This window comes from Azospirillum melinis (genome assembly GCF_013340935.1).
GTDB classification, from domain to species: Bacteria; Pseudomonadota; Alphaproteobacteria; order Azospirillales; family Azospirillaceae; genus Azospirillum; species Azospirillum melinis.
Window position 1 is genome coordinate 24965 of sequence record NZ_WHOS01000053.1, and the last position, 24068, is coordinate 49032.

Sequence of the window (24068 nt, forward strand, 5' to 3'; positions counted from 1 at the left end):
GATAGCCGGGCCGGCTATGCCGGGTCTTCGGCCATCGCCGGTCCGCTCTGCCGGCGGACCAGCCGGTGGGGAAGCAGCACCTCCCCGACGCTGTTTCCCGCCCGCAGGTCGCGCAGGCTGGTCACGATGGCGTCGCCAAACCGCTGGTAGGGGATCTTGACCGAGCTGAGCCAGGGGGCGATCCAGTCGTTGAGGTCGTTGTCGTCGATGCCGACCGGGCGGCAGTCGTCCGGGATGCGCACGCCCTGCTCGCCGGCGGCGCGGAACAGGCCGTAGGCCATCAGGTCGCTGGGGCAGAGGATGCCGTCGGGCCAGCCGCCGTCGGCGGTCAGCCGTTTCGCGGCGGCGTAGCCGCAATCGAGATGGTTGCCGCCCGGCCCGTCGCAGCGGCGGACCGTCAGGCCAGGCCGCCGCTCCTCCAACCGGTCGAGAAATCCCTCCACCCGTTCCCGGATGGTCGAGGACAGGTCCGCCGGGTGGATGACCGCCGGGGCGCGCACGCCGCAGGCCAGCAGATGGTCGGCGGCGTCGGCGCCCGCCTGCCTGTTGTCGATCCCGATGAAGGGACCGCCGCCATAGGGATTGCGCCGGTTCACGAAGACGATCGGCTCGCGCCGGTCCAGCGATGCCTCCAGTTCGGGGCTCGCGACCGCGCTCACCACGATGAACCCTTCGGCGAAGCGTGAGCGCATCGCGCGCAGATACTCGTCCTGCAGGTCGGGACGGTCGTGGGTGTCGCACAGGATCATCACATAGCCGGCGGCGCGCAGGGCCGCCTCCGTCGACGCGGCGATGGCGGCCATGGCCGGGTTGTCGAGATTGGGCGCCAGCATGGCGACCAGACGGCTGTCGCCCCCGCGCAGACTGCGGCCGACGGGGTTTGGACGATAGCCGCGCTCCGCGATCAGACGCTGCACCTTCGCCACCGTCGCCGCCGATGCCCGCCCCAGATCGCCGTTGGCGATGCGCGAGACGGTGGAGACGGATACGCCGGCTTCGGCCGCGATGTCGGCCAGGGACGTCTGTCCGGATGTCTGGCCGGAGGCCTGTCCCGGTTCCCGACGCCGATCGTTCATGACCCCCTCCGTTTGTGTAGCGAACATTGCCGTTGACAGTTTAGGCAAACGTTTGCCATGTTCAAGGACGAAGAGCGGAGCCGGGCAATTCCGGCCTGCGTCGAGCTGCCGGTGTCGGCAGGAAAACAGGTCCGGACAGGGACCGACCAAGGGTCCGCAAGCGACCCCACAGGAGGAAACGCAATGAAGAAGGCAGCATGGATGGCCGGCTGTGCGCTGGCGTTGTCGATCCTCGGGGCCGCTGGCGCCCAGGCCGAAACCACGCTCCGCATCATGTGGTACTCGGACGGCAACGAGGGCGAGGTCATGAACGACCTGCTCCGCCGGTTCGAGGAGAAGAACAAGGACGTCAAGGTCGTCCTCGACCAGGTGCCCTTCAAGGCGATCAACGAGACTCTGCCGGTGCAGCTGGCCTCCGGCCAGGGTCCGGATCTGGCCCGCATCACCGACATGGGCGGCCTCGCCCCCTACCTGATGGACGTCCGCGCCCATGTGAAGGATGCCGCCTATTGGGAGCAGAATTACGGGCCGTTTCTGCAATGGATGCGGGTACCGGGCAACACCACCGCGATCCCCGGCTACATGACGCAGCTGACGGTGACCGGCCCCTTCGTCAACAAGACGCTGTTCGAACAGGCGGGCGTCGCCATGCCGGGCGCCAACGCCACCTGGGAGGATTGGGCCAAGGCCGCCAAGGCGGTCGCCGACAAGGTGCAGGCGCCGTTCCCGGTCGCCTTCGACCGCTCCGGCCACCGTTTCTTCGGCCTTGCCGTTTCACAAGGGGCGCAGATGGCCGAGACCGGCGGCGAGCTGAAGCCGGTCGATGACGGGTTCAAGCGCGCCGCCAAGCTGGTCGTCGACTGGCACAAGGCCGGCGTGATGTCTACGGAGCTGTGGGGGGCCGTGTCGGGCACCGCCTATCGCGGCGCCAACGAGGAATTCAAGAACGCGCAGGTCGTCTTCTACGAATCGGGATCCTGGCAGACCGCGCAGTTCGACAAGACCATCGGCGACGCCTTCGACTGGATCGCGGTGCCGACGCCCTGCGGCCCGGCCAACTGCTCCGGCATGCCTGGCGGTGCCGCGCTCGTCGCGTTGAAGACCAGCAGCCATCCGGCCGAGGTCGGACGCCTGCTCGACTATCTCGCCAGCGAGGAGGTCGCCAACGAGTTCTATGCGCGCACGCTGTTCGTGCCGGGCCACATCGGCCTTGCCAAGAAGGGCATCGCCTACAAGTCGGCCTCGCCGCAGGCAGCATCCGCGCTGAAGGTGTTCGGCGATGCGGTCGGCAAGCTCGATCCGGTGGCCTACCGCATCCAGGGCGATCCCAGCAGCCGCATCGTTTTCAACGCCGCCATCAGCCGCCTGGGACAGGTGGTGGTCGGTGAAACGACCCTGGACGACGCCTACCAGCGGATTTCCGCCGACGTCGCCCAGCAGATCGCCGAGCGCAAAAAGAAGCAGTAACTTCCGGCTTTCGCTCCCAACCCTGGGCCCCCAATTCCGGGCCCCAACCTTGGGTGGTGGAATATGACCGATACCATGAGATCGCACGGCGCCCCCGCGCGCGGTCCGTCCGCCGCCGCGGCTGCCGTCACCACGGGCAGCGCCAACATCCTGATGCGGCTGACCGACCCGCCGATGCGGGCGGTCCAGCGCCTGATCGGCGCGGCGCGCATGCCCTATGTCTTCCTGCTGCCGAACCTCGTCTTCTTCGGGCTGTTCGTCTTCCTGCCCATCGGGATCAACATCGTCTTCTCGGTGACGGGCGGAACGGGTCTGTTCCCTGCGGAGCGGCCCTATGTCGGGTCGGAGCATTACGCCCGCCTGCTCGACTGCGGCTCCTATCTGGAAGCCGCGAGCTGCCGGGAGGATCTGTTCTGGCGCGGCGTGGGGAACACGCTGACCTTCACCGTCTTCCAGATGGTGGCGATGGTGCTGTTCTCGCTGGTCACCGCCCTGGTGCTGAACCGTCCCATCCGCGGCCGCGGCTTCTTCCGGGCGGTCTATTTCTTCCCCGTCCTGCTGTCGCCGGTGGTCGTCGCGCTGATCTGGAAATGGATTTTGCAGCGTGACGGCCTGCTGAACGCGGTGCTGACCACGGCGGGCGGCGAGAAGATCCTGTTCTTCGTCGATCCCGGCTGGGCGATGTTCTGGTCGGTCTTCGTCTCGGTGTGGGCCCATATGGGCTTCTACACGCTGATCCTGCTGGCCGGCCTTCAGGCGATCCCGCGCGACGTCTACGAGGCGGCGGAGATGGACGGAACCCGCCCCTGGCGGGTCTTCCACCGCATCACGCTGCCGCTGCTCTGGCCCAACCTGCTGGTCGTGCTGGTGCTGGTGCTGATCCGCTCGGTGCAGGTGTTCGACGAGGTGTTCGTGCTGACCGGCGGCGGTCCTGGCACGGCGACGATGATGGTCGTCCAGTACATCTACACCACCGCATTCGCGAACCAGGTGCAGAATTTCGGTCTGGCCGGTGCGGCGTCGGTGCTGTTGGGGGCCGTGCTGTTCGTCCTGACCCTGATCCAGCTTTTCCTGACCCGGCGGAGGGCATCATGACCGGAAAACTCCGCCACCTGCTCCTGGCCCGTCGGGGCGGTGCCTCCTGGCATTGGACCGATGTCGCCAGCTATGCCTATCTGGCGCTGGGCGTGCTGCTGATGTTCGGGCCGGTGGCCTGGCTGGCGCTGTCGTCCTTCAAGACGCCGGCGGCCCTGCTGGAATTTCCGCCGTCGCTGCTGCCGATGGCGCAGAGCGAGGTGTCGGTTCCGGGTTATCCGCAGCCGCTGCCGCTGTTCCGGGTGACGATGGAGGACGGTTCGGTCCGCGAACTGGCGCAGGTCCGCCGCGTCGGCATCGTCGCCCAGATGGTCGATCCCAAGGAACCGGCCCAGACGATCCGCGTGCCGGCCGACCGCCGGACGCCGGTGCGCCACATGGCGCTGGCGGTCGAGAACTACACCGACCCGCTGACCCAGTTCGATTTCCTGCGCTTCCTGCGCAACTCGCTGGTGGTGACCGTGGTGGCGACCGTCATCACGCTGATCATCAACTCGATGGCCGCCTATGCGCTCTCCGTCTATGAGTTCCGCGGCAAGTCGGTGGCGATGCTGGGGGTGATCGGCACGCTGATGATCCCCATCACCATCGTCCTGGCGCCGGTCTATCTGGTGGTCACCAAGCTGGGCTTCGTCGACTCGCTGTGGGCGGTGATCCTGCCGGGTGCCGCCACCCCGACCGGCGTCTTCCTGCTGCGCCAGTACATGCTGACCATCCCGCGCGACCTGATCGAGGCGGCGCGGATGGACAAGGCGTCGGAGTGGCGCATCTACGCCCGCATCGTCATGCCGCTGTCGATGCCGGCGCTGGCGGTTCTGGCGATCTTCTCGGTCATGTGGCGCTGGAACGAGTTCCTGTGGCCGCTGGCCGTCCTGACCAAGACCGAGGTTCACACGCTGCCCATCGCGCTCAACGCCTTCCAGGGCGAGCTGCAGACGCAGTGGCATTATCTGCTCGCCATGACCGTGGTGACCCTGCTGCCGGTGGCGCTCGTCTTCGCCTTCCTGCAGCGCTTCATCACCAGCGGCATCGCGAATACGGGGATGAAATAAATGGCCGGACTGGAGCTTCGCGGCATCCGCAAGGACTATGGCAGCACCGCCGTCCTGAAGGGCATCGACCTCAGCATCGCCGACGGCGAGTTCGTGGTCTTCGTCGGCCCGTCGGGCTGCGGGAAATCGACCCTGCTGCGCGTCATCGCCGGGCTGGAGACGGTCACGGCGGGCGACATCCGCATCGACGGGGCGGAGGTGACGCGGACCGCGGCGTCGGACCGCGGGCTGGCGATGGTGTTCCAGTCCTATGCGCTCTATCCGCACATGACCGTCCACCAGAACATGAGCTTCGCGCTGGAGAATATGGGGATCGCCAAGGCGGAGATCGCGGCGCGGGTGGACCGCGCCGCCCGCATGCTGCGGCTGACCGACTATCTGCAGCGCAGGCCCGCCGCCCTGTCGGGCGGCCAGCGCCAGCGCGTCGCCATCGGCCGGGCCATCGTGCGCGATCCCAAGATCTTCCTGTTCGACGAGCCGCTGTCCAATCTCGACGCCGAATTGCGGGTGGCGACGCGCAAGGAGCTGGCCGCCCTGCATGCAGAGATCGGCGGCACGATGATCTACGTCACCCACGATCAGGTCGAGGCGATGACGCTGGCCGACCGCATCGTCGTCCTGAACGGCGGACGGATCGAGCAGATCGGCACGCCGCTGGAACTGTATAACCGCCCGGCCAACCTCTTCGTCGCCGGCTTCATCGGCTCGCCGCGGATGAACCTGCTGCCGACGGAGCTGGTGCGGGGCGAGGCGGCCGGCCCGGCGGCGACGCTCGGCATCCGGCCGGAGCATGTCGAACCCTGCCAGGAGGCCGAGGCCGACCTGACCGTGCGGATCGACCTCGTCGAACAGCTCGGCGGTGAGACTTTCCTCTATGCGGCTGCTCCGAACGACATCCCGCTGACCATCCGCTGCGACGGCCAGAGCCGCCTTGTCCGCGGCGACCTGCTGCCGGTGCGGTTCAGCCGCGACCATCTCCACCGTTTCGACGCCGCGGGCCTCGCCTGCCGTCCCGAACCCCTTCTCGCCCGGAGCCATTCATGAAGGCCCTGACCCGAGCCCGTTTCCGCGGGCGTGACGGCATCTATGCCCTGTTCGAACTCGACCATGGCGTCGATCTGCGCATCGGTTTCGTCGAGGACGATGTCGGCCGCATCCTGATGCGGCGCAACGGCGGCTACCGCCTCGACCGCGGCTGGTCGGTGGCGCCTGGCGGCAGCGATCCGTCCTATGAGGGCCGTGACCGCGACGATCTGAGCGGCTTCGCCTGTCCGTCGGCTGACATTGAGGAAGGCGAGGGCACGGTCACGCTGCAGGGGGCGACGCTCCGCGCCGTCGTGACGCTGGAGCCCTTCGGCGTCGCCTGGTACCGGGCGGGGGAGGAGGTGCCCTTCCTTCAGGACCGCCGTACCCAGGCCTATTTCGTGTCGCGCCAGACCCATGCCTTCTCGCATTTCGTCGAGCGCGGCGGGGACGAACGGCATTACGGGCTGGGCGACAAGGCCGGTCCGCTGGACCGCACCGGCCGCCGCTTCCGCGTCGATGCGGTCGATCCCTGCGGCTTCGATGCCGAACTGAGCGACCCGCTCTACAAGATGATTCCGTTCCTGCTGGTCGCCGGACCGACGGGGGCGCACGGGGTCTATTACGACAATCTCGCCACCGCCGAGATCGATGTCGGCGCCACCATCGACAATTACCACGGGCTGTTCCGCTCCTACCGTGCCGACGACGGTGACCTAGACGCCTATGTCTTCGCCGGCCCCGGCGTTCCGGATGTGGTGCGCGCCTTCTCGCGCCTGACCGGCGGCCATGCCTTCGGGCCGAAATGGACGCTGGGCTTCGCCACCACCTCGATGGCCATCGCCGACGCCGCCGATGCCGACGCCCGCATCGCCGACTTCGTCGACCGCTGCGCCGAGCATGCGATCCCCTGCGACAGTTTCCATTTCGGCTCCGGCTACACCATGATCGGCGGCCGGCGCTACGCCTTCCATTGGAACCACGACAAGTTCCCCGATCCGGCGGCGACGCTGGCCAAGCTGAATGCCGCCGGGCTGCATCCGGTCGCCAATCTGAAGCCCTGCCTGCTCGACGACCATCCGCGTCTGTCGGAGGTGACCGGGGTCGGCGGGCTGGTGACTGACGGCGAGACCGGCAAGCCGGCGGTGGCGCAGTTCTGGGACGGGCTGGGCTACCATCTCGACTTCACCAACGCCAAGGCCCGCGACTGGTGGCGCAACGGGATCGAGACGGCGCTGCTGACCCCCGGCATGGTGTCGGTGTGGAACGACAACAACGAGTACGAGATCTGGGACGAGGATGCCGTGGCGGCCGGCGACGGCCGTCCCTTCCCCCAGACGCTGGCGCGGCCGGCGCAGGCGCTGCTGATGACCAAGCTGGCCTACGACACGCAGGCCGCCTGGGCGCCGGACAAGCGGCCCTACACCATCACCCGCGGCGGCCCGGCCGGCCTGTGGCGCTACGGCCAGACCTGGTCGGGCGACAACGCCACCGCCTGGAAGACGCTGCGCTTCAACCTGACCCAGGGGCTCAACATGAGCCTGTCCGGCATGTTCGACATCGGGCATGACACCGGCGGCTTCCACGGGCCGAGTCCCGGGCCGGAGCTGCTCTGCCGCTTCGTCGAGTTTTGTTCCTTCTGGCCGCGCTTCATGATGAACAGCTGGAACAGCGACGGCATCACCACGCTGCCGTGGATGCATCCGGAGGTCATCGATCCGATCCGCGAGGCGATCCGCCTGCGCTATCGCCTGATGCCCTATCTCTACACGCAGATGTGGCGGGCGGCGGAGGCGGACGAGCCGGTGGTGCGTCCGCTCTTCTACGGCTTCCCCGACGATCCCGGCGCGGTCGCGACGGAGGACGCCTTCATGCTCGGCCCCGACCTGCTGGTGGCGCCGGTGCTGGAGCCGGGGGCGGACAGCCGGTCGGTGCGGCTGCCGGAGAATCCCGGCGGCTGGTACCTGTTCCACGACGGCACGCACCATCCGGGTGGAGCGGTGGCGACGGTGGCGGCCCCGCTCGGCCGCGCACCGCTGTTCGTCCGGTCCGGTGCCCTGCTGCCGCTGGGGGCCGCCGGGCTGCGCATCGATCCGGCGACGGACACGGAGCGTGAACTGGTCGCTTATGGCGACGTGGAGGGCGCCACGGCCCTGCTCTATGACGACAACGGCGACACCACCGGCTGGCGCGACGGCGCCGGGCTGGCGACCAGCTTCACCGCGGTGCGCGAGGGTGATGCCGTGGTGGTCTCCGCCAAGGCGGCCGGCGGTTACCAGCCGGCATGGCGCAGCCTGCGCCTGCACAGCGTGGGCGGACCGCAGCTGCGGCCCGGCACGGTCGAGGGGGCCGCGCTGACGCTGGAGGCTTGAACCTCCGCGTCGCCGGGGCGGGGGCGATGTCTTACTGCCGGTTGCGGTATTCCACCGGCACCCAGCGATAGGCGTCACCGTCGCGCCGCAGCCGGCCGAGGCCCGGGAAGCTGAGATGGGCGGCGGCGGTCAACTGACCGCTGTCGGCCTCCTCGGCGAAGCGGTCCCGGCGCTGGGCGCGGGCGGCATCCTGGTCGATGTCGAAGGCGACGGTGGCGTCCGGATGCCGGAACTGCACCGGCCCGACATGGATGATGTCGCCCCAGAACTCGATGGTCTCGCCCCGGCTCGTCACCCGGTAGAAGGCATGTCCGGGGGTGTGGCCGGGGGTGGGGATCGCCGTGACTCCCGCCAGGATTTCCGACTTTTCGGTGAAGGGCTTCACCTTGCCGGCCTTGAGATAGGGGCCGACCGTGGCGACCGCCTCGTCATGGAGGCGGGGCTGCAATCCCTTGGCGATGTTGTCGCGGTTGAGGAAGAAGTCGATGTCGGGCTGGCCGACATGGACGGTGGCGTTGGCGAACATCATCCGCCCGTCCAGCGTCAGTCCGCCGGAATGATCGGTGTGGATGTGGGTGAGAAGGATGTCGGTCACCTGATCGGGCCGGTAGCCGGCGGCGGCGAGGCTGAGCGGAAGCTTGCCGCCATAAGGTCCGAACAGCTGGCCGGCGCCGGTATCGACCAGCAGCAGGCGTGATCCGGTGTCGATCAGGAAGGCGTTGATGGAGGTTTCCAGCGGATCGCGCTCGAACCGCTCGGACAGCAGCGCGTCGATCCGGTCCGGCGGCAGTCCCTTCACCAGCGGCTTGATGCCGAGCGGCAAGGTGCCGTCGCTGAGTGCCGTGATGCGCAGGTCGCCGACGGTGAAGCGGTAGAGTCCGGCTTCGGACGGTTGGGCCGCCGATTGTGGAATGGACTGTGCGGTGGTGTGGCCGGCGGGCTTGTCGGGGGATCTGTCGGTGGCATGGCCCGTCGGGATGGCTGCGAACAGCAGGCCGGCGGCCAGCAGGAGCATGTGCGGTTTCATTCTGCCTGTCCTTGGAACGGTCCGGATATCGGATGCCGCGGCGGTGGAGGTTTTCCGCCGCTGCGCATGCCCACCAGTTAGCACCGGACGGCGGGCTTGATTACCCGTCGAGCTCGGTCAACATTGTGCCGGAAACCGATCCAATCGCCGGGTGGCGGATGCAGGACCTGAACGACACCATTGCCTTCGTCAAGGTCGTGGAGGAGGGCAGCTTCACCAAGGCCGCCCGGCGGCTGCGGCTGCCCAAGACGACGCTGAGCCGCAAGGTGCGCGATCTCGAACAGCGGCTCGGCATTCAGCTTCTGCACCGGACCACCCGCCGCATCGGGCTGACGGAAGCGGGGACGGTGTATTTCGACCGCTGCCGCCGGATCGCCGAAGAGCTGGAGCAGGCGGAAAGCGCCGTTGCCCAGCTTCGTGACGCGCCGCGGGGCTGGCTGCGGATCACCACCCCGCCATCCTTCGGAATGAAGGTCATCGCACCGCTGCTGCCCGAGTTCCGGAGCCGCTATCCTGATGTCCGCATCGATCTGGTGCTGAGCCACGAGAATCTCGATCTGGTGGCGCGGGACATCGATCTGGCGATCCGCATGGGGACGTTGCAGGACTCCAGCATGGCGGCGCGCAAGCTGGGCGTCCTGCACCGCCATGTCTATGCCGCACCGTCCTATTGTGCCGCCCATGGGTTGCCGGCCCATCCCGACGCGCTGATCCGCCATCTGACGCTGGCGAACATGACCGCCCGCCGTCCCTCGGGCTTTGCCTGGCGGCTGTTTGGCACCGACGGGGACCAGCCGGGAGAGGGGGTGGATGCGGTCATCGACCCGGTGATGTCGGCCGACGATCCGGAGATGCTGGTCCCGACGCTGCTGGCCGGCGGCGGGCTGGTGCTCGCCACCGACTTCGCCATGCGATCCTACCGGTCGGCCGGTCAGGTGCGGCGGGTGCTCGACGGCTGGAAAGGATCGGATGTCGATCTGCACGCGGTTTTCCCCGGTGGGCGGATTCAGCCGCCGAAGGTGCGGTCCTTTCTGGATTTCCTGGCGACACGCATCGATCTCGGGGACGGCGCCGACCATTGGAACGCGGCGGAGGGGTGAGCGGCACTTGCCGTCGTTCCGATCTACGCAACAGTCTTCTTCAGCTCCGTTTGTTTATCGCCTGCAATAGAACGGTTAGCGTCCTTGCATTGACCGGCACGGCATTCCGTTCGCGTCCGGCCTGATCCCGATCTCCCACACGGATCCAAGGACGCGGGTCATGAGCCAATCCACTTCCCTCTGCTCCACCGCCAGCGACACCCTGTCGACCCTGTCCTGCAAGCTTCACAGCGCCGGCTGCTCCGTCGTCCGCGGGGTGCTGGATTTGCTGATGATGCCGTCGGGCAACCAGCGCCTCCTCGGCTGGCTGGGGAACCATCTGCTGTCGATTGCAGGCCAGCTCGGCAACAGCGCGCCGGACCTGATCCCGGCTCATCCGATGGCCGCCGGTTCCCTTCTGGCCGCCATCGCCTGTGCGGTTCTGGTGGCGTTGCGCAGGTTTGGGAGTGCCGTGGCGCTGGCGGTCCTCATGCCGGTCGCCGCCTATGGCCTGATCCTGCAACTGCCGGCCGAGATGGCCGGGTCGGTCAGGGGAGTGGAGTTCCTGCTGATCGCCGGCCTGCTGGCGGTCGGCGCCGCGTTTCACCAAACGGCGCACTAATCGAATCGCCCGCCTTGACAGGTAATTTATAACTTATAAGATTGCCGCATCGGATGGACCGGTGCGGCGGAATGCCGCCGGCCTTCCGGGTTCCACACAATTTCCGGGATCCAAGTGAGGAGGGTCGGATGAGAACGAGACGGGCAGGGCGCCTTGGCGCGTCCATTCTGTTCGCCATGCTGATTGCGTCCGGGTCGTCGCATGCGCGCGACCTGACCGTCGTGGGCTTCGGCGGATCGTTGCAGGATGCGATGCGCACCGCCTATTTCGAGCCCTTCGCCAAACGGTCGGGCGCGCCGCTGATCGAGGAATCCTATACTGGCGGCATCGCCAAGCTGAAGGCGATGAACCAGTCGCGGACGGTCACCTGGGACGTCCTGCAGATGGACGAGAACGAGATGACGCTGGCCTGCGACGAGGGGCTTCTCGAACCCTTCGACTGGAAAAGCCAGCCCGGTGCCGCCGACATCCTGCCGCAGGTCAAGGCGCCCTGCGGCGTCGGCGCCTTCGTCTGGTCGAAGGTGCTGGCCTTCGATCCGGCCAAGACCCCCGGCGTGACATCCTGGGCCGATTTCTGGGACCTCAAGCGCTGGCCGGGCGAGCGCGGCCTGCGCAAGCAGGCGCGCATGACGCTGGAGATCGCCCTGCTGGCCGACGGCGTCGCCCCCGACAAGCTTTATGAGACGCTGGGCACCAAGGCCGGGGTGGACCGTGCCTTCGCCAAGCTGGACCGGATCAAGCCGCACATCCGCTGGTGGGTCAGCGGCGCGCAGCCGGTGGAATGGCTGGCCGCCGGCAATGTCGTCATGACGTCGGCCTACAACGGACGGGTCGCCGCCGCCAACAAGGACGGGCGTTCCTTCACCATGCTGTGGTCGCAGCAGCTCTATTCCGCCGATTACTGGACGATCCCCAAGGGCACCGACAAGCTGGCAGCGGCCAGGGAGCTGGTCGCCTACATGACCAGCCCGGAGGCGCAGAAGCGCTTTGCCGAAACGATCCCCTACGGCGTCACCAACAGCCGTGCCTCCGCCCTGATCGATCCGAAAATCCAGCCCGACCTGCCGACCGCTCCCCAGAACATGGCCGGCGCGCTGATGATCGACACGCCCTTCTGGGTGAACAACGAAGACGAATTGCAGCAGCGTTTCGAGCGCTGGGTCGCCCAATAGATCCGGGTTCACCGGACCGGGCGCAGGGCGGACCGGGTGCGGAACCCGCCGCAAACAACTCCTGAACAGGTGAGAGTCATGACGCTTTACGCAACGCGCATCATCGGATGCGCGCTGGCGGCCGGACTTTGGTCCGCGCCGGCCCTGGCGCAATCTCCCGCACAAACCGGACAATTGACCGTCGTCGGCGCCGGCGGCGTGCTGCAGGACGCCCAGCGCGCGGTGTTCTTCCGCCCCTTCGCCGATGCCGAAAAAGTGCAGCTGACCGAGGATTCCTATTCCGGCCAGATGGCGAAGGTCCGCGCCATGGTCGACACCGGCAGCGTCAGCTGGGACGTGTTGCAGGTCGAACAGAACAGCCTGCCCAGCGGGTGCGAGGAGGGGCTGTTCGAGAAGATCGACTGGGCGGGCGTCGGCGACCGCCGGGACTTCATCGACGAGGCCTACAGCGAATGCGGCGTCGGCGCCTTCGTCTGGTCGATGGTGATGACCTACGACCGCTCCCGCATCGCCGACGGTCCGCAAAGCTGGGCCGATTTCTGGAACGTGCAGCGCTGGCCGGGCAAACGCGGCCTGCGCCAGACCGCCAAGATGACGCTGGAGATCGCCCTGCTGGCCGATGGCGTGCCGCGCGGCGAGGTTTACCGGCTGCTGGCGACGCCGGCCGGGGTGGACCGCGCCTTCGCATCGCTCGACAGGCTCAAGCCGGACATCCTGTGGTGGACCTCCGGCGCCGAGCCGATCGAGCGGCTGGCTTCGGGCGACGTGGCGATGGCCGCAGCCTTCAACGGGCGGGTGACGGCGGCCAACCGGAGCGGGCGGACCTTCGCGCTCGCCTGGAACGGGCAGGTGCTGGGCGTCGATTACTGGGCGATCCCGAAGGGGGCGAAGAACCGCGCCACGGCGGAGCGCTTCATCGCCTTCGCCAGCCGGCCGGAGGTGCAGGCCCGCTTTCCCAGCCACATCGCCTATGGCGTGACCAACCGCAGGGCCAACCTCGGCATCGACCCGGCGCTGGCCGCCGACCTGCCGACGAACCCTGCGAATTTCCAGCTGGCGGTCCCGCTCGACACCGCCTTCTGGGCCGACCATGGCGAGGCGCTGGAAGCGCGCTTCGCCAACTGGCGATCCCGATGACCGGCGGGACGGAGCGATGACGCGCATGGCAAGCACCACGGAAACTCTGGATGGGACTTCGGCGCTGGCGCCGCCGTCCCTGTCGTCGCGCGCGAAGGCCCGCATGGTCTCGGCGCTGCTGATCGCACCGCTGGTCCTGTTCCTCACCCTGGTCTTCGTGCTGCCACTGGGCGGCATGCTGGTCCATGCGGTGGAGAATGGCGAGGTGGGTGGGGCGCTGCCCGGCGTCGCCGCGGAAATGCGCGGCTGGACCGGCGAGGGCCTGCCGCCCGAAAGCGCCTATGCGGCACTGGCCCGCGACCTGAAGGCCGCCCATGGCGAGCCCCGCCTGGGCGAGGCGAGCCGGCGCCTGAATTACGAGCGCGCCGGCTACCGCGCGCTGCTGGCCAAGACCGCGCGCGCCGTCCGTTCCATCGACCGGCCGCAGGCGGGCTGGGCGGCGGAACTGACCGGCATCGACGCGCGCTGGGGGGAAGCGGCCACCTGGGCGGCGCTGCGCCGGGCCAGCCCGCCGCTGACGCCCTATTACCTGCTGACGGCGCTCGACCTGCGGATGGACGACAGTGGATCCATCTTGCGGGCTCCGGCGGAGGAGCGCATCTACATCGACACGCTGGGCCGCACCCTGTGGATCGGCTTCGTGACCACGCTCCTGTGCCTTGTGCTGGGCTTTCCGCTCGCCCATGCGCTGGTCAGCCTGCCGCGCGGCTTCGCGTCGGTCCTGATGGTCTGCGTGCTGCTGCCCTTCTGGACCTCGCTGCTGGTGCGGACCAGCGCCTGGATCGTGGTGTTGCAGAAGGAGGGCGTGCTGAACGGGCTGCTGACCCGGCTCGGCATCGTCGATGCGCCGCTGGAACTGGTGTTCAACCGCTTCGGCCTCTATGTCGCGATGGTGCACATCCTGCTGCCTTTCATGATCCTGCCGATCCTCAGCGTGATGAAGGGCATTTCGCCCTCCTACATGCGGGCCTCGGCCTCGCTGGGTGCCCATCCGGCGGTCGGCTTCCTCAAGGTCTATCTGCCGATGACGCTGCCGGGCGTCGGGGCGGGCTGCCTGATGACCTTCATCATCGGCGTCGGCTATTACATCACGCCCAGCCTGGTCGGCGGCGCCCGCGACCAGATGACCAGCTATTTCATCGCCTACTACGCGAACACCACCATCAACTGGGGCCTGTCGTCGGCGCTGGGGGCGATCCTGCTCCTCTGCATCATGCTGCTCTACGCGACGGTCGGACGCCTGATCGGCGTCGGCCGCATCGCCGGCATCCAGTGAGGTCCCCGCTTCCAAAAGCAGCCAAGAGAGACCGAACCCCCATGTCCAGACCCATGCCCAGTCCGACCCGTGTTCTCCACTATGCCTTCTGCTGCGCGATGATGGTCTTCCTGGTGGGGCCGATCCTGGCGGTCATCCCGATTTCCTTCAGCTCCGCCGGCTTCCTGTCCTACCCGATCCCCGGCCTGTCGCTGCAATGGTACGACAAGGTGCTGGCGGCCTCCGGCCCCTGGCTGCCGGCACTGCGCAACAGCCTGATCGTCGGCACCGGCGCCATGGCGCTCGCCACGGTTCTGGGCACGCTGGCGGCGCTGGGGCTGGCGCGCAACGACCTGCCGGGACGCTCATTCCTGCTCGGCCTGCTGATCGCGCCGATGGTGGTGCCGGTGGTGATCAGCGGCGTCGCCATGTATTTCCTGTTCGCGCGGATCGGCCTGACCGCCTCCTATGCCGGGCTGATCCTGGCGCATGCGGTGCTGGGCGCGCCCTTCGTCGTCATCACGGTGACGGCGACGCTGCGCAACTTCGACACCACCCTGGTGCGGGCGGCCTACAGTCTGGGAGCCTCGCCGGTGCATGCCTTCTTCACGGTGACGCTGCCGCTGATCCTGCCGGGCGTGCTGTCGGGCGGCCTGTTCGCCTTCATCTTTTCCTTTGACGAGGTGGTGGTGGCGCTGTTCATCGGCGGGCCGGAGCAGCGGACCCTGCCGCGCCAGATGTTCGACGGCATCCGCGACACCATCGACCCCTCCATCCTGGCGATGTCGACCCTGCTGGTCGGCGCCACCGTCATCTTCATGGTTCTCCTCACCCGGCTGGGGCGGGGGACCGGTTCAAAGCCCGGGAGCAACGCATGATCATCGTTACCGGCGGCACGCACGGCATCGGCCGCGCCTGTGTGGCGCGCCTGACCGGAGAGGGGCAAACCGTCCTCTTCACCGGCCGGGACGAGGCGGCCGGCGCCGACCTTGCCGGCCGCTGTCCGGGGGCCGTCTTCCAGCAGGGCGACGTCGCTTCGCCCGACGACTGCGCCCTGGCGGTCGGGCGCGCGATGGAGCTTGGCGGTGGGCGCATCGACGGGCTGGTCAACAATGCCGGCATGTCGCGCCGCGTCGCCTTCGCCGAAGCGCAGGTGGAGGATTGGGACCGGGTGATGGCGGTGAACGCCCGCAGTGCCTTCCTGTTCACCCGCCTTGCCCTGCCGGGGCTGCGCGCGGCGCGCGGGGCGGTTGTCAATGTCGCCTCGGTCGCCGGCAAGATCGGCGAGGAGGGGCTGGCGATCTACTGCGCGTCGAAGGCGGCGGTGATCGGCATGACCCAGGCGCTGGCGCTGGAGTTCGGCGACGAGGTCCGCTTCAACGCCGTCTGCCCCGGCCAGATCGACACCCGCATGATGCAGGGCATCAAGACGCAGGCGATCAAGCGCCGCCGCCTGGAACAGCGCATCCCCGCCGGCCGCTTCGGCGCGCCGGAAGAGGTCGCCGACGCGGTCGCGTGGCTGCTGTCGGAGCGGTCGAGCTATGTCAACGGCACCGTGCTGACCATCGACGGCGGCGAGACCGCCGGCATGCGCACGCCGCGCGGTCTGGACGAGGATTGAGAAAGGGACTGCACCCTGGCGCCGGTCAGGCCGGCGCCAGGGTCAGGCCGGCGTCAGGGACTGGCCGAGCTTTTCCAGATAGGGGACCAGGCTCTCGCCGCCGCGGACGATGTCGCGTTCGATGGCGGCCCGCGCCGCCGGGCCGTCATGGGCGCGGAGTGCGGCGATCAGGGCCAGATGCTCGTCGGCACCGGCATAATCGTCGTGTTCGACCTCGTTGTAGAACACGTTCAGGATCGGTCCCATCGACACCCACAGGCTTTCGATCTGGCCGACCAGCATCTCCATTCCCGACAGCCGGTAGACGGTGAAATGGAAGTCGCGGTTGTACTGCAGCGCCGCAGCGACATCGCGGGCGCGCTCCGCCGCGTCGAACCGGGCATGCGCCTCGGTCAGCCGGGCGATGTCCGCCGCCGTCGCGTGGGCGGCGCCGATCTCCGCCGCCAGACCTTCCAGCGCAATGCGGATGGTGCGGATTTCCAGATAGCGCGACAGGCTGAGCCCCGGCACGCAGACGAAGCGGCCCGACCGCAGTTCCAGACCCTGTTCGCTGACCAGCCGCAGGCAGGCTTCGCGCACCGGCGTGATGCTGGTGCCCAGCTCGTCCGCCAGATCCTGCATGACCAGCCGCTGGCCCGGTTTGAAGCTCCCGGCGATCAGCGCTTCGCGCACCGCCACATAGGACCGCGCCGACAGGTTTCTCGGTTCGATCGGCTGCATTCGCACGACGTCATCTCCTCACACACGGACGAACGGCAGGAGGCGATGCCGCGGCGTCGCCCCCTGCCGTCCTATAAGCTATAACACAGAAAGTCAGGCGCCGACCCGCATCGCCGGATGCAGCGCTTGCAACGTTTCGGCGATGGCGTCCAGCGTGCGGTCGATCAGCGCCTCGTCATGGGCGGTCGACAGGTAGAGGCGCTTCAGCGGCAGGGGCTGGAAGATGAAGCGCTGCTCCACCAGACGCCGGCGGAAGGCGAGGTCGGCGGCGTTGTCGTTGCGCAGCAGATCCTCGTAGCGCTGGAAGGCGCCCTGGAAGAAATAGAGCAGCCAGACCGAACCGTAGCCGGCCGGCTGCGCCGGGATCCCCAGCCGTTCCACGATGGCGGACAGGCCGTTCCGCATGCGGTCGCCGAGCGCGAACAGCCGCTCGTAGGTGCCCGGCCGCTCCAGTTCGCCGATGGTCGCCAGCAGGGCCGCCAGCGACGGCGGCGTGCCGTTGAAGGTGCCGCCCATGAAGACCGCCCCCTCGCCGGTCCGTGCCAGCCGCTCCATCAAATCGGCGCGGCCGGCCAGGATGCCGACCGGATGGCCGGAAGCCACCGCCTTGCCGAAGGTGGCGAGGTCGGGCGTCACCCCGGCGATGGACTGGTAGCCGCCCAGCGCGTGGCGGAAGCCGGTGATGACCTCGTCGAAGATCAGCACGGTGCCGTGGTCGGCGGTCAGCCGGCGCAGGTCGCGCAGGAAGGCGTCATGGGCGATCACCGATCCCATGTTGTGGGCGATCGGCTCGACGATCACCGCGGCGACCTCGCCCGGATGGGCGGTCAGGTAATCCTCGAACGCCTGGGCGTCGTTGTAGGGAAGAACCATGGTGTGCCGGGCGGCGTCGAGCAGGATGCCGTCGCACACCGGGTCGTACCGCCCGATGCGGTCGGCGGGCGACTGCACGTTCATGGCGACGTAATCGTGCCAGCCGTGATAGCCGCCCTGGAACTTGATGACGGTGCGCCGCCCGGTGGCGGCGCGGGCCAGCCGCAGGGCATGGTAGGTCGCCTCCGACCCGCTGCTGCAGAAGGCCACCCGGTCGGCGCAGGGGATCAGGCGGACCAGCGTTTCCGCCGCCTCGATCTCCAGGTCCAGCGCCGCGGCGCCGATTAGGTCGATGCGCTCGGATACCGCGGTCACGCGGTCGCGCACGGCGGCGGCGCAGTGGCCCAGCATGTTGGCGCCGAAGCCGCAGTGATAGTCGACATGCTCGTTGCCGTCGGCATCGTACAGGTACGGCCCGGCGGCGCGGACGAAGACGTAAGGGTGGGCCAGCTGGCGGCTGGGGCTGAGCAGCCCGCCGGGCATGACGGCCCGCGCCCGCGCGGTGAGCGCGGCGTTGTCGGTCTTGTTGGGCATGGTCGGTCCTTGTGGTACCGCCGGGACTGAGCCGGAATCGCCCGTCCCGGCCGGCGGTGTCAGGCCAGGATGTCGCGGACGACCGTCTCGATGCCGGCGGCGTCGAGCTGGTAGTGGCGATAGAGGTGCGTCGGCGGGGCGATCAGGCTGTATTCGTCGCGGATGCCGTGGCGGATCAGCAGCGCCTTCGTGCCGGCCTCCGCCATCACCTCCGCCACGGCACCGCCGAGGCCGCCGAGGATATTGTGCTCTTCCACCGTCAGGATGACGCGGGAGCGTTCGGCCGCCGCCAGCACGGCGTCGCGGTCCAGCGGCTTGATCGTGTGCATGTCGATCAGCCCGACCGACAGGCCGGAGGCCCGCAGGGCGCGGACCGCTTCAAGGCAGGGGTGGACCATGGTGCCGCAGGCGATGACGGTCAGGTCGCTGCCGGTTTCGTGCTCGATGGCCTTTCCGAATTGGAAATCCGGAAGGTCCTCATAGACGTTCGGCTCCTGGCCGCGGCCGATGCGGAAATAGATCGGCTCCGGGTGGTCGGCCGATGCCTTGATCGCGGCGGCCAACTGCGGCCCGTCCGCCGGATTGACCACGGTCAGCCCGGCGATGGAGCGCATGATCGCCAGATCCTCGGTCGCATGGTGCGAGGTGCCGTAGAAGCCGAGCGCGATGCCGGCATGATGGCCGATCAGTCGCACCGGCAGGGCGGAGTAGGCGATATCCATGCGGATCTGCTCGCAGCACAACAGCCCGAGGAAGGAGGCGAAGGTCGCCACGAAGGGCATCACCCCGGTGGTGGCGATGCCGGCCGCCGCCGACACCATGTTCTGTTCCGAGATGCCGAACTGCACGAAGCGGTCGGGATGGCGGGCGGCGAAGCGGGCGAGGCCGTTGGAATATTGCAGGTCGGCGGTCCCGGCCATCACCGGATGGCCGTCCGCCACCAAAGCCGACAGCGCGTCCGACAGGTAGGACAGTCCGGGGGCGCGGGAGTTGAGCTGCCGATACTGCCAGCTGCCGGGGTTCACCGGTCCGGTCGGGGTGTCGGTAACGGTCATCGGGGCGGTCATCGGGCGTCTCCCTGGGCGGCGGCTTCGCGGGGGATGGCGGGGCTGGCGGGCTGGCCCATGATCTCGGCGATGGCGGCGGCCTCGTCCTCCGGCGCCAGATATCCGAGGTGCCAGCCGGCCTCCCGCTCCATGTAGCCGACGCCCTTGCCCTTCAACGTCCTGGCGATGATGCAGGCGGGTTTCTCGCGCGTCCTGTCCTGTTTCAACCGGCGGAACAGGGTGGCGAGGGCGGCGACGTCGTGGCCGTCCACCTCATGCACCTCCCAGCCGAAGGCGCGCCATTTGCCGGCCAGCGGTTCGATCCCCATCACCTCGTCCACCTGGCCGTCGAGCTGGTATCCGTTGCGGTCGACGATGGCGATCAGGTTGCCGGCCTTCTGGTGGGCGGCGGCCATCGCCGCTTCCCACACCTGCCCCTCCTGCATCTCACCGTCGCCGAGCATGACATAGACGTCGAAGCGCCTGTTCATCATCCGGCCGCCCATCACCATGCCGAGCCCGGCGGACAGGGCATGCCCGATGGAGCCGGAACTGAAATCCACCCCCGGCACCTTGGTCATGTCCGGATGGTCGCCCAGCGGATTGCCGAGCCGGGTGTAGCCGTCCAGCAGTTCCTTCGGGAAGAAGCCCCAGTCGGCCAGCAGCGGGTAGAGCCCGACCGCGGCATGGCCCTTCCCCATCAGGAAGCGGTCGCGGTCGGGCCAGCGCGGCTCGCCATGCCGCAGGCGCATGGCGTCGTAATAGAGCGTCGCGAACAGCTCCGCGCAGGAGAAGGTCGAGGAATAGTGGCCGACCTTGGCGATGGCGATCAGCCGGATCGTCTCCAGTCGGACATGGCGGGCGCGCTCCTCCAGATGGGCGATGGTTTCGGGTGTCAGAGGGGCAGGCATCAGGGTCCGTTCAGCGCCCATGGGATCGGGCGCCGGTGCGGCGGTGGCGGTGGTTGGCATGGTCTTCCTGTCAGCGGATCGGCGCTGGTGCGTGAGCGGCGGGGTGCGAAGGCGCGCCGAATTGCCCTCGACAACTTATAACTTATAAGATACAAGTCGGGAATGGCAAGCGCGACGTTGCTGCTCTTTCCGACGCAATCCGCGGCCGGAACGCCGTCGACGCTCCCCCTACCCAGTTCCCGCAATCAGGATGAGCCGATCCCATGACCAACGCCCTTCGTGCCTTGGACATCGACCTGCATCTGCATTCGCAAACCAATGCCCGTGCCCATGAGGAGCGCGGGCCGCTCGCCCTGGTGCGGGGCGATGGCGTCCATGTCGTGGACGACGCCGGCCGCCGCTACATCGAGGGGATGGCCGGGCTGTGGTGCGCGTCGCTCGGCTTCGACGAGGCGCGGCTGGCCGATGCCGCCGCCCGCCAGATGCGGACGCTGGCGACCTACCACACCTTCAACCACCGCACGAACGACGCCTGCGTGGCGCTGGCGGAGGCGATTTCGGCCATCTCGCCGATCAGGGGCGGCAGGATCTTCTTCGCCAATTCGGGGTCGGAAGCCAACGACACCATGGTGAAGCTGGCCTGGTACTACAACGCCGCGCGCGGCCGGCCGGAGAAGCGCAAGATCATCAGCCGCACCGGCGCCTTCCATGGCAGCACGGTGATGGGGGCGGCGCTCAGCGGCCTGCCGCACATGCACCGCGCCTTCAACCTGCCGGACCAGGGCGTAATCTTCACCGCCTGCCCCAACCATGCCCGCCATGCCGGGCTGGGCGAAAGCCAGGAGGACTACGCGACACGGCTCGCCGCCGAGCTGGAGGCCCTGATCCAGGCGGAGGGCGCCGACCGCATTGCGGCGATGATCGCCGAACCGTTGATGGGGGCGGGCGGGGTGATCCTGCCGCCGGAAACCTATTTCCCCAAAATCCAGGCGGTGCTGGCGCGCCACGACATCTTGCTGCTGGCCGACGAGGTGATCTGCGGGTTCGGCCGCACCGGCAACTGGTTCGGCAGCCAGACCTTCGGCTTCCTGCCGGACATGATGTCGATGGCGAAGGGGCTGTCGTCGGGGGCCATCCCCATCGCCGCGGTGGCGCTGAGCGACCGCATCTATCAGGCGGTCGCCGACCAGAGCGCGGAGGTCGGCGTCTTCGGCCATGGCTTCACCTATTCCGGCCACCCGGTGTCGGCGGCGGTCGCGACCGAGGCGATCCGCATCTATCACGAGATCGACGTGGTCGGCCGCGCCCGCCGGCTGGGCGCCCATCTGCGCGCCGCGCTGGACGAGGCGCTGGCCGGGCATCCGCTGGTCGGGGAAATCCGCAGTGTCGGCCTGCTGGCCGGCATCGGCCTGACCGCCGATCCGGCCACCGGCCGCGACTTCGACCCTGCCCTGCGGGTGGGTGCGCAGGTGGAACGGCGCTGCCTCGCCCATGGCGCGATCATCCGCAACATGGGCGACAACATCGCGCTCTGCCCGCCCTACGTCATCGAACCAGACCAGATCGACGCGCTGGTGGAGCGGCTGCGCGCCGCGCTGGACGATGTCGCCGACGCGCTGTCCCGCGACAGCCTCGCTGCCTGAGGGGACCGTCATGACCTATCTCGATCTGCCCCATCTCGATCTGATTGAGCAGGCCCGCCTGATCCGCGACGGCGAAATCTCTGCCGCCGACCTGCTCGACGCCACCATCGCCCGCATCGAGGCGGTGAACCCGGTGCTGAACGCGGTGATCCTGCCGCTCTACGATCGGGCGCGCGCCGCGCTGGCGCGTGGCGAGGCGTCGTCCGGACCCTTCGCCGGCGTGCCTTTCCTGATCAAGGATCTCTATTGCCATGTCAGCGGCACGCCGACCACCGGCGCCTCCCGCCTGATGGCCGGGGCCGTCGTCGACCATGACAGCGAGCTGATGGCGCGTTACCGCCGGGCCGGACTGCTGCCGGTCGGCAAGACCAACCTGTGCGAATTCGGCACCCTCGGCACGACGGAGCCGGCGCTGTTCGGCCCGACCCGCAACCCGTGGGACATCACCCGCTCCAGCGGCGGGTCGAGCGGCGGCGCCGCGGCGGCGGTGGCGGGCGGCATGGTGCCGGCGGCCCATGGCGGCGACGGTGCCGGCTCCATCCGCATCCCGGCCTCCTGCTGCGGCCTGTTCGGGCTGAAGCCGACGCGGGGACGCATCACCATGGGCCCCGACCTGGGCGACAGCCTGGGCGGCATCGTCAACGAGCATGTGGTGACGATGACCGTGCGCGACAGCGCGGCCCTGCTCGATGCCACCCATGGGCCGATGGCTGGCGATCCCTACAGCGCATCGCCGCCGCCGGAGAGCTTCCTGTCGCAGGTCGGCCGTGAGCCGGGACGGCTGCGCATCGCCGTCACCGACCGGTCGCTGCTGGGCACCGATGTCGATCCGGAATGCGTGGCGGCGGTGCGCGACACCGCACGTCTCTGCGCCGAGCTGGGGCATGAGGTCGAAGTCACGGCACCGGTGTTCGATGCGGAACAGTACCAGTCGGCCTATCGCCGCTTCTGGTCGATGACGGCGACGCGCAGCCTGTGGAGCATCGGCCGCGCCACCAACCGTTCCCCCGTGGAACTGGCCGGCGAGGTCGAGCCCTTCAACCGTCATCTGTTCGAACGCGGCAGCCGCATCCTTGCGGCGGATTACGTGACGGATCTCGGCTGGTTCCACGGCTTCTCCCGCATCCTCGGGCGCTTCCTGGACCGCTACGACGTCTGGCTGACGCCGACGCTGGGCTCGCCGCCGCCGAAGCTCGGCCATTTCGATGCCGGGCTGCATGGCGGCGAGGCGGTGATGGACCGCTTCATGCAGTTCCTGGCCTTCACGACCTTCGCCAACATGGCCGGCCTGCCGGCGATGAGCGTTCCGCTGTCCTGGACCGCCGAGGGACTGCCGGTCGGTTCCCAATTCACCGGACGGGTGGGGGACGAGGCGACGCTGTTCCGCCTCGCTGGCCAGCTGGAGGCCGCCCGTCCGTGGCGGCATCGCCGCCCACCCGTCCACGCCGCCTGATCCCGGAGGGTTAAGATCATGGAACAACAGGGCTTTGTGGAGTTTTCCGGCGTCCAGAAAAGCTATGACGGCCGCACTCTGGTGATCGAGGGGCTGGACCTGTCGATCCCGAAGGGGGAGTTCCTGACCATGCTGGGGCCGTCCGGTTCCGGCAAGACCACCAGCCTGATGATGCTGGCCGGGTTCGAAGCGCCGTCGCGTGGCGAAATCCGCGTGGCCGGCAAGCCGATCCAGAATGTGCCGCCGCACCGCCGCAACATCGGGATGGTGTTCCAGAACTACGCGCTGTTCCCCCACATGACCATCGTCGAGAATCTGGCCTATCCGCTGAAGGTCCGCCGGATGGGGAGGGTGGAGACGGAGGGGCGGGTGGCCCGTGCGCTCGACATGGTGCAGATGGGGGCGCTGGCGCAGCGCCGCCCCTCCCAGCTTTCGGGCGGACAGCAGCAGCGGGCGGCGCTGGCGCGGGCGCTGGTGTTCGAACCGGATCTGGTCCTGATGGACGAACCGCTGGGCGCGCTCGACAAGAATTTGCGGGAACACATGCAGTTCGAGATCAAGCATCTGCATGAGCGCCTCGGCGTGACCATGGTCTATGTCACCCACGATCAGGCGGAGGCGCTGACCATGTCAGACCGCATCGCCGTCTTCAACCGCGGCCGGGTGGAGCAGCTGGCGACACCGGCTGAACTGTACGAGCAGCCGGCAACCGTCTTCGTCGCCGGATTCATCGGCGAGAACAACCGCTTGTCCGGCGTGCTGGCCGACCGGCAGGGCGACAGCGGCACCGTCCGGCTGGAGGGCGGCCCGGTGGTGCGGACCCGTGTCGCCGCCGGGCTGGAGGCGGGGGCGGCGGTCACCGTGTCCCTGCGGCCCGAGCGGGTCCGGCT

21 protein-coding genes are annotated in these 24068 nt (G+C 68.5%); 15 read left to right on the top strand and 6 right to left on the bottom strand.

Going from position 1 to position 24068, the window contains the following annotated elements; translation table 11 throughout:
* Positions 1–14: 14 nt before the first annotated feature.
* Positions 15–1076 carry a LacI family DNA-binding transcriptional regulator gene (locus GBZ48_RS27790; protein ID WP_174473999.1) on the bottom strand — a complete coding sequence of 354 codons (1062 nt, stop codon included), beginning with the start codon at positions 1074–1076 and terminating at the stop codon, positions 15–17.
* Between the two features lie 183 nt (positions 1077–1259).
* Between GBZ48_RS27790 and GBZ48_RS27795 the strand changes: the two genes are divergently transcribed.
* From GBZ48_RS27795 to GBZ48_RS27815, 5 genes are all read left to right on the top strand, one after another.
* A complete protein-coding gene (locus GBZ48_RS27795; protein ID WP_174474000.1) occupies positions 1260–2543 on the top strand; it encodes an ABC transporter substrate-binding protein in 1284 nt (427 codons plus the stop codon).
* 63 nt (positions 2544–2606) lie between these two features.
* A complete protein-coding gene (locus GBZ48_RS27800) occupies positions 2607–3638 on the top strand; it encodes a carbohydrate ABC transporter permease (protein ID WP_209798396.1) in 1032 nt (343 codons plus the stop codon).
* Positions 3635–4690 carry a carbohydrate ABC transporter permease gene (locus tag GBZ48_RS27805; protein ID WP_174474001.1) on the top strand — a complete coding sequence of 352 codons (1056 nt, stop codon included), beginning with the start codon at positions 3635–3637 and terminating at the stop codon, positions 4688–4690. The genes GBZ48_RS27800 and GBZ48_RS27805 overlap by 4 nt, the downstream gene beginning before the upstream one ends.
* Positions 4691–5734: an ABC transporter ATP-binding protein gene (locus GBZ48_RS27810; protein WP_174474002.1), complete on the top strand. Its 1044-nt coding sequence runs from the start codon at positions 4691–4693 to the stop codon at positions 5732–5734.
* Positions 5731–8085 carry a glycoside hydrolase family 31 protein gene (locus GBZ48_RS27815; RefSeq protein ID WP_174474003.1) on the top strand — a complete coding sequence of 785 codons (2355 nt, stop codon included), beginning with the start codon at positions 5731–5733 and terminating at the stop codon, positions 8083–8085. Before GBZ48_RS27810 ends, GBZ48_RS27815 begins: the two co-directional genes overlap by 4 nt.
* A gap of 31 nt (positions 8086–8116) precedes the next feature.
* Here the strand turns inward: GBZ48_RS27815 and GBZ48_RS27820 are convergent, their stop codons facing one another.
* On the bottom strand, positions 8117–9112 hold the full coding sequence (locus GBZ48_RS27820) for an MBL fold metallo-hydrolase (protein ID WP_174474004.1): 996 nt from the start codon (positions 9110–9112) through the stop codon (positions 8117–8119).
* Positions 9113–9270: 158 nt separating this feature from the next.
* On the opposite strand from GBZ48_RS27820, the gene GBZ48_RS27825 reads away from it, so the two are divergent.
* From GBZ48_RS27825 to GBZ48_RS27855, 7 genes are all read left to right on the top strand, one after another.
* Complete coding sequence (locus GBZ48_RS27825) at positions 9271–10212, top strand: LysR family transcriptional regulator (RefSeq protein ID WP_174474005.1); 942 nt, start codon at positions 9271–9273, stop codon at positions 10210–10212.
* Between the two features lie 160 nt (positions 10213–10372).
* Positions 10373–10813 carry a hypothetical protein gene (locus GBZ48_RS27830; protein ID WP_174474006.1) on the top strand — a complete coding sequence of 147 codons (441 nt, stop codon included), beginning with the start codon at positions 10373–10375 and terminating at the stop codon, positions 10811–10813.
* Between the two features lie 128 nt (positions 10814–10941).
* Positions 10942–11985 carry a polyamine ABC transporter substrate-binding protein gene (locus tag GBZ48_RS27835; RefSeq protein ID WP_174474007.1) on the top strand — a complete coding sequence of 348 codons (1044 nt, stop codon included), beginning with the start codon at positions 10942–10944 and terminating at the stop codon, positions 11983–11985.
* 78 nt (positions 11986–12063) lie between these two features.
* Complete coding sequence (locus GBZ48_RS27840; protein WP_174474008.1) at positions 12064–13122, top strand: ABC transporter substrate-binding protein; 1059 nt, start codon at positions 12064–12066, stop codon at positions 13120–13122.
* Positions 13123–13147: 25 nt separating this feature from the next.
* The gene (locus GBZ48_RS27845; RefSeq protein WP_174474009.1) at positions 13148–14398 is read left to right on the top strand and encodes an ABC transporter permease; all 1251 of its coding nucleotides are present in this window, start codon (positions 13148–13150) and stop codon (positions 14396–14398) included.
* A gap of 41 nt (positions 14399–14439) precedes the next feature.
* Positions 14440–15255, top strand: coding sequence for an ABC transporter permease (locus GBZ48_RS27850; RefSeq protein WP_209798395.1), 816 nt, complete (start codon positions 14440–14442; stop codon positions 15253–15255).
* On the top strand, positions 15252–15998 hold the full coding sequence (locus GBZ48_RS27855; protein ID WP_174474010.1) for an SDR family NAD(P)-dependent oxidoreductase: 747 nt from the start codon (positions 15252–15254) through the stop codon (positions 15996–15998). Before GBZ48_RS27850 ends, GBZ48_RS27855 begins: the two co-directional genes overlap by 4 nt.
* Before the next feature lie 42 nt (positions 15999–16040).
* On the opposite strand, the gene GBZ48_RS27860 is transcribed toward GBZ48_RS27855, so the two are convergent.
* The 4 genes from GBZ48_RS27860 to GBZ48_RS27875 all read right to left on the bottom strand — a co-directional run bounded on the left by GBZ48_RS27860 (position 16041) and on the right by GBZ48_RS27875 (position 20142).
* Positions 16041–16718 (bottom strand): GntR family transcriptional regulator, encoded by a 678-nt coding sequence (locus GBZ48_RS27860; protein ID WP_174474020.1) that lies wholly within the window; start codon positions 16716–16718, stop codon positions 16041–16043.
* Between the two features lie 93 nt (positions 16719–16811).
* Positions 16812–18125: an aspartate aminotransferase family protein gene (locus tag GBZ48_RS27865; RefSeq protein WP_174474011.1), complete on the bottom strand. Its 1314-nt coding sequence runs from the start codon at positions 18123–18125 to the stop codon at positions 16812–16814.
* A 59-nt stretch (positions 18126–18184) separates the two neighbouring features.
* Positions 18185–19192, bottom strand: coding sequence for a transketolase family protein (locus tag GBZ48_RS27870; protein ID WP_209798393.1), 1008 nt, complete (start codon positions 19190–19192; stop codon positions 18185–18187).
* Complete coding sequence (locus GBZ48_RS27875; RefSeq protein WP_209798392.1) at positions 19189–20142, bottom strand: transketolase; 954 nt, start codon at positions 20140–20142, stop codon at positions 19189–19191. The genes GBZ48_RS27870 and GBZ48_RS27875 overlap by 4 nt, the downstream gene beginning before the upstream one ends.
* Positions 20143–20345: 203 nt before the next feature.
* On the opposite strand from GBZ48_RS27875, the gene GBZ48_RS27880 reads away from it, so the two are divergent.
* The 3 genes from GBZ48_RS27880 to GBZ48_RS27890 form a co-directional block, all read left to right on the top strand.
* A complete protein-coding gene (locus GBZ48_RS27880; RefSeq protein ID WP_174474012.1) occupies positions 20346–21725 on the top strand; it encodes an aminotransferase in 1380 nt (459 codons plus the stop codon).
* 10 nt (positions 21726–21735) lie between these two features.
* Positions 21736–23178 (top strand): amidase, encoded by a 1443-nt coding sequence (locus GBZ48_RS27885; RefSeq protein WP_174474013.1) that lies wholly within the window; start codon positions 21736–21738, stop codon positions 23176–23178.
* 18 nt (positions 23179–23196) lie between these two features.
* On the top strand, positions 23197–24068 hold an 872-nt coding region (locus tag GBZ48_RS27890), incomplete at its 3' end, for an ABC transporter ATP-binding protein (protein ID WP_174474014.1).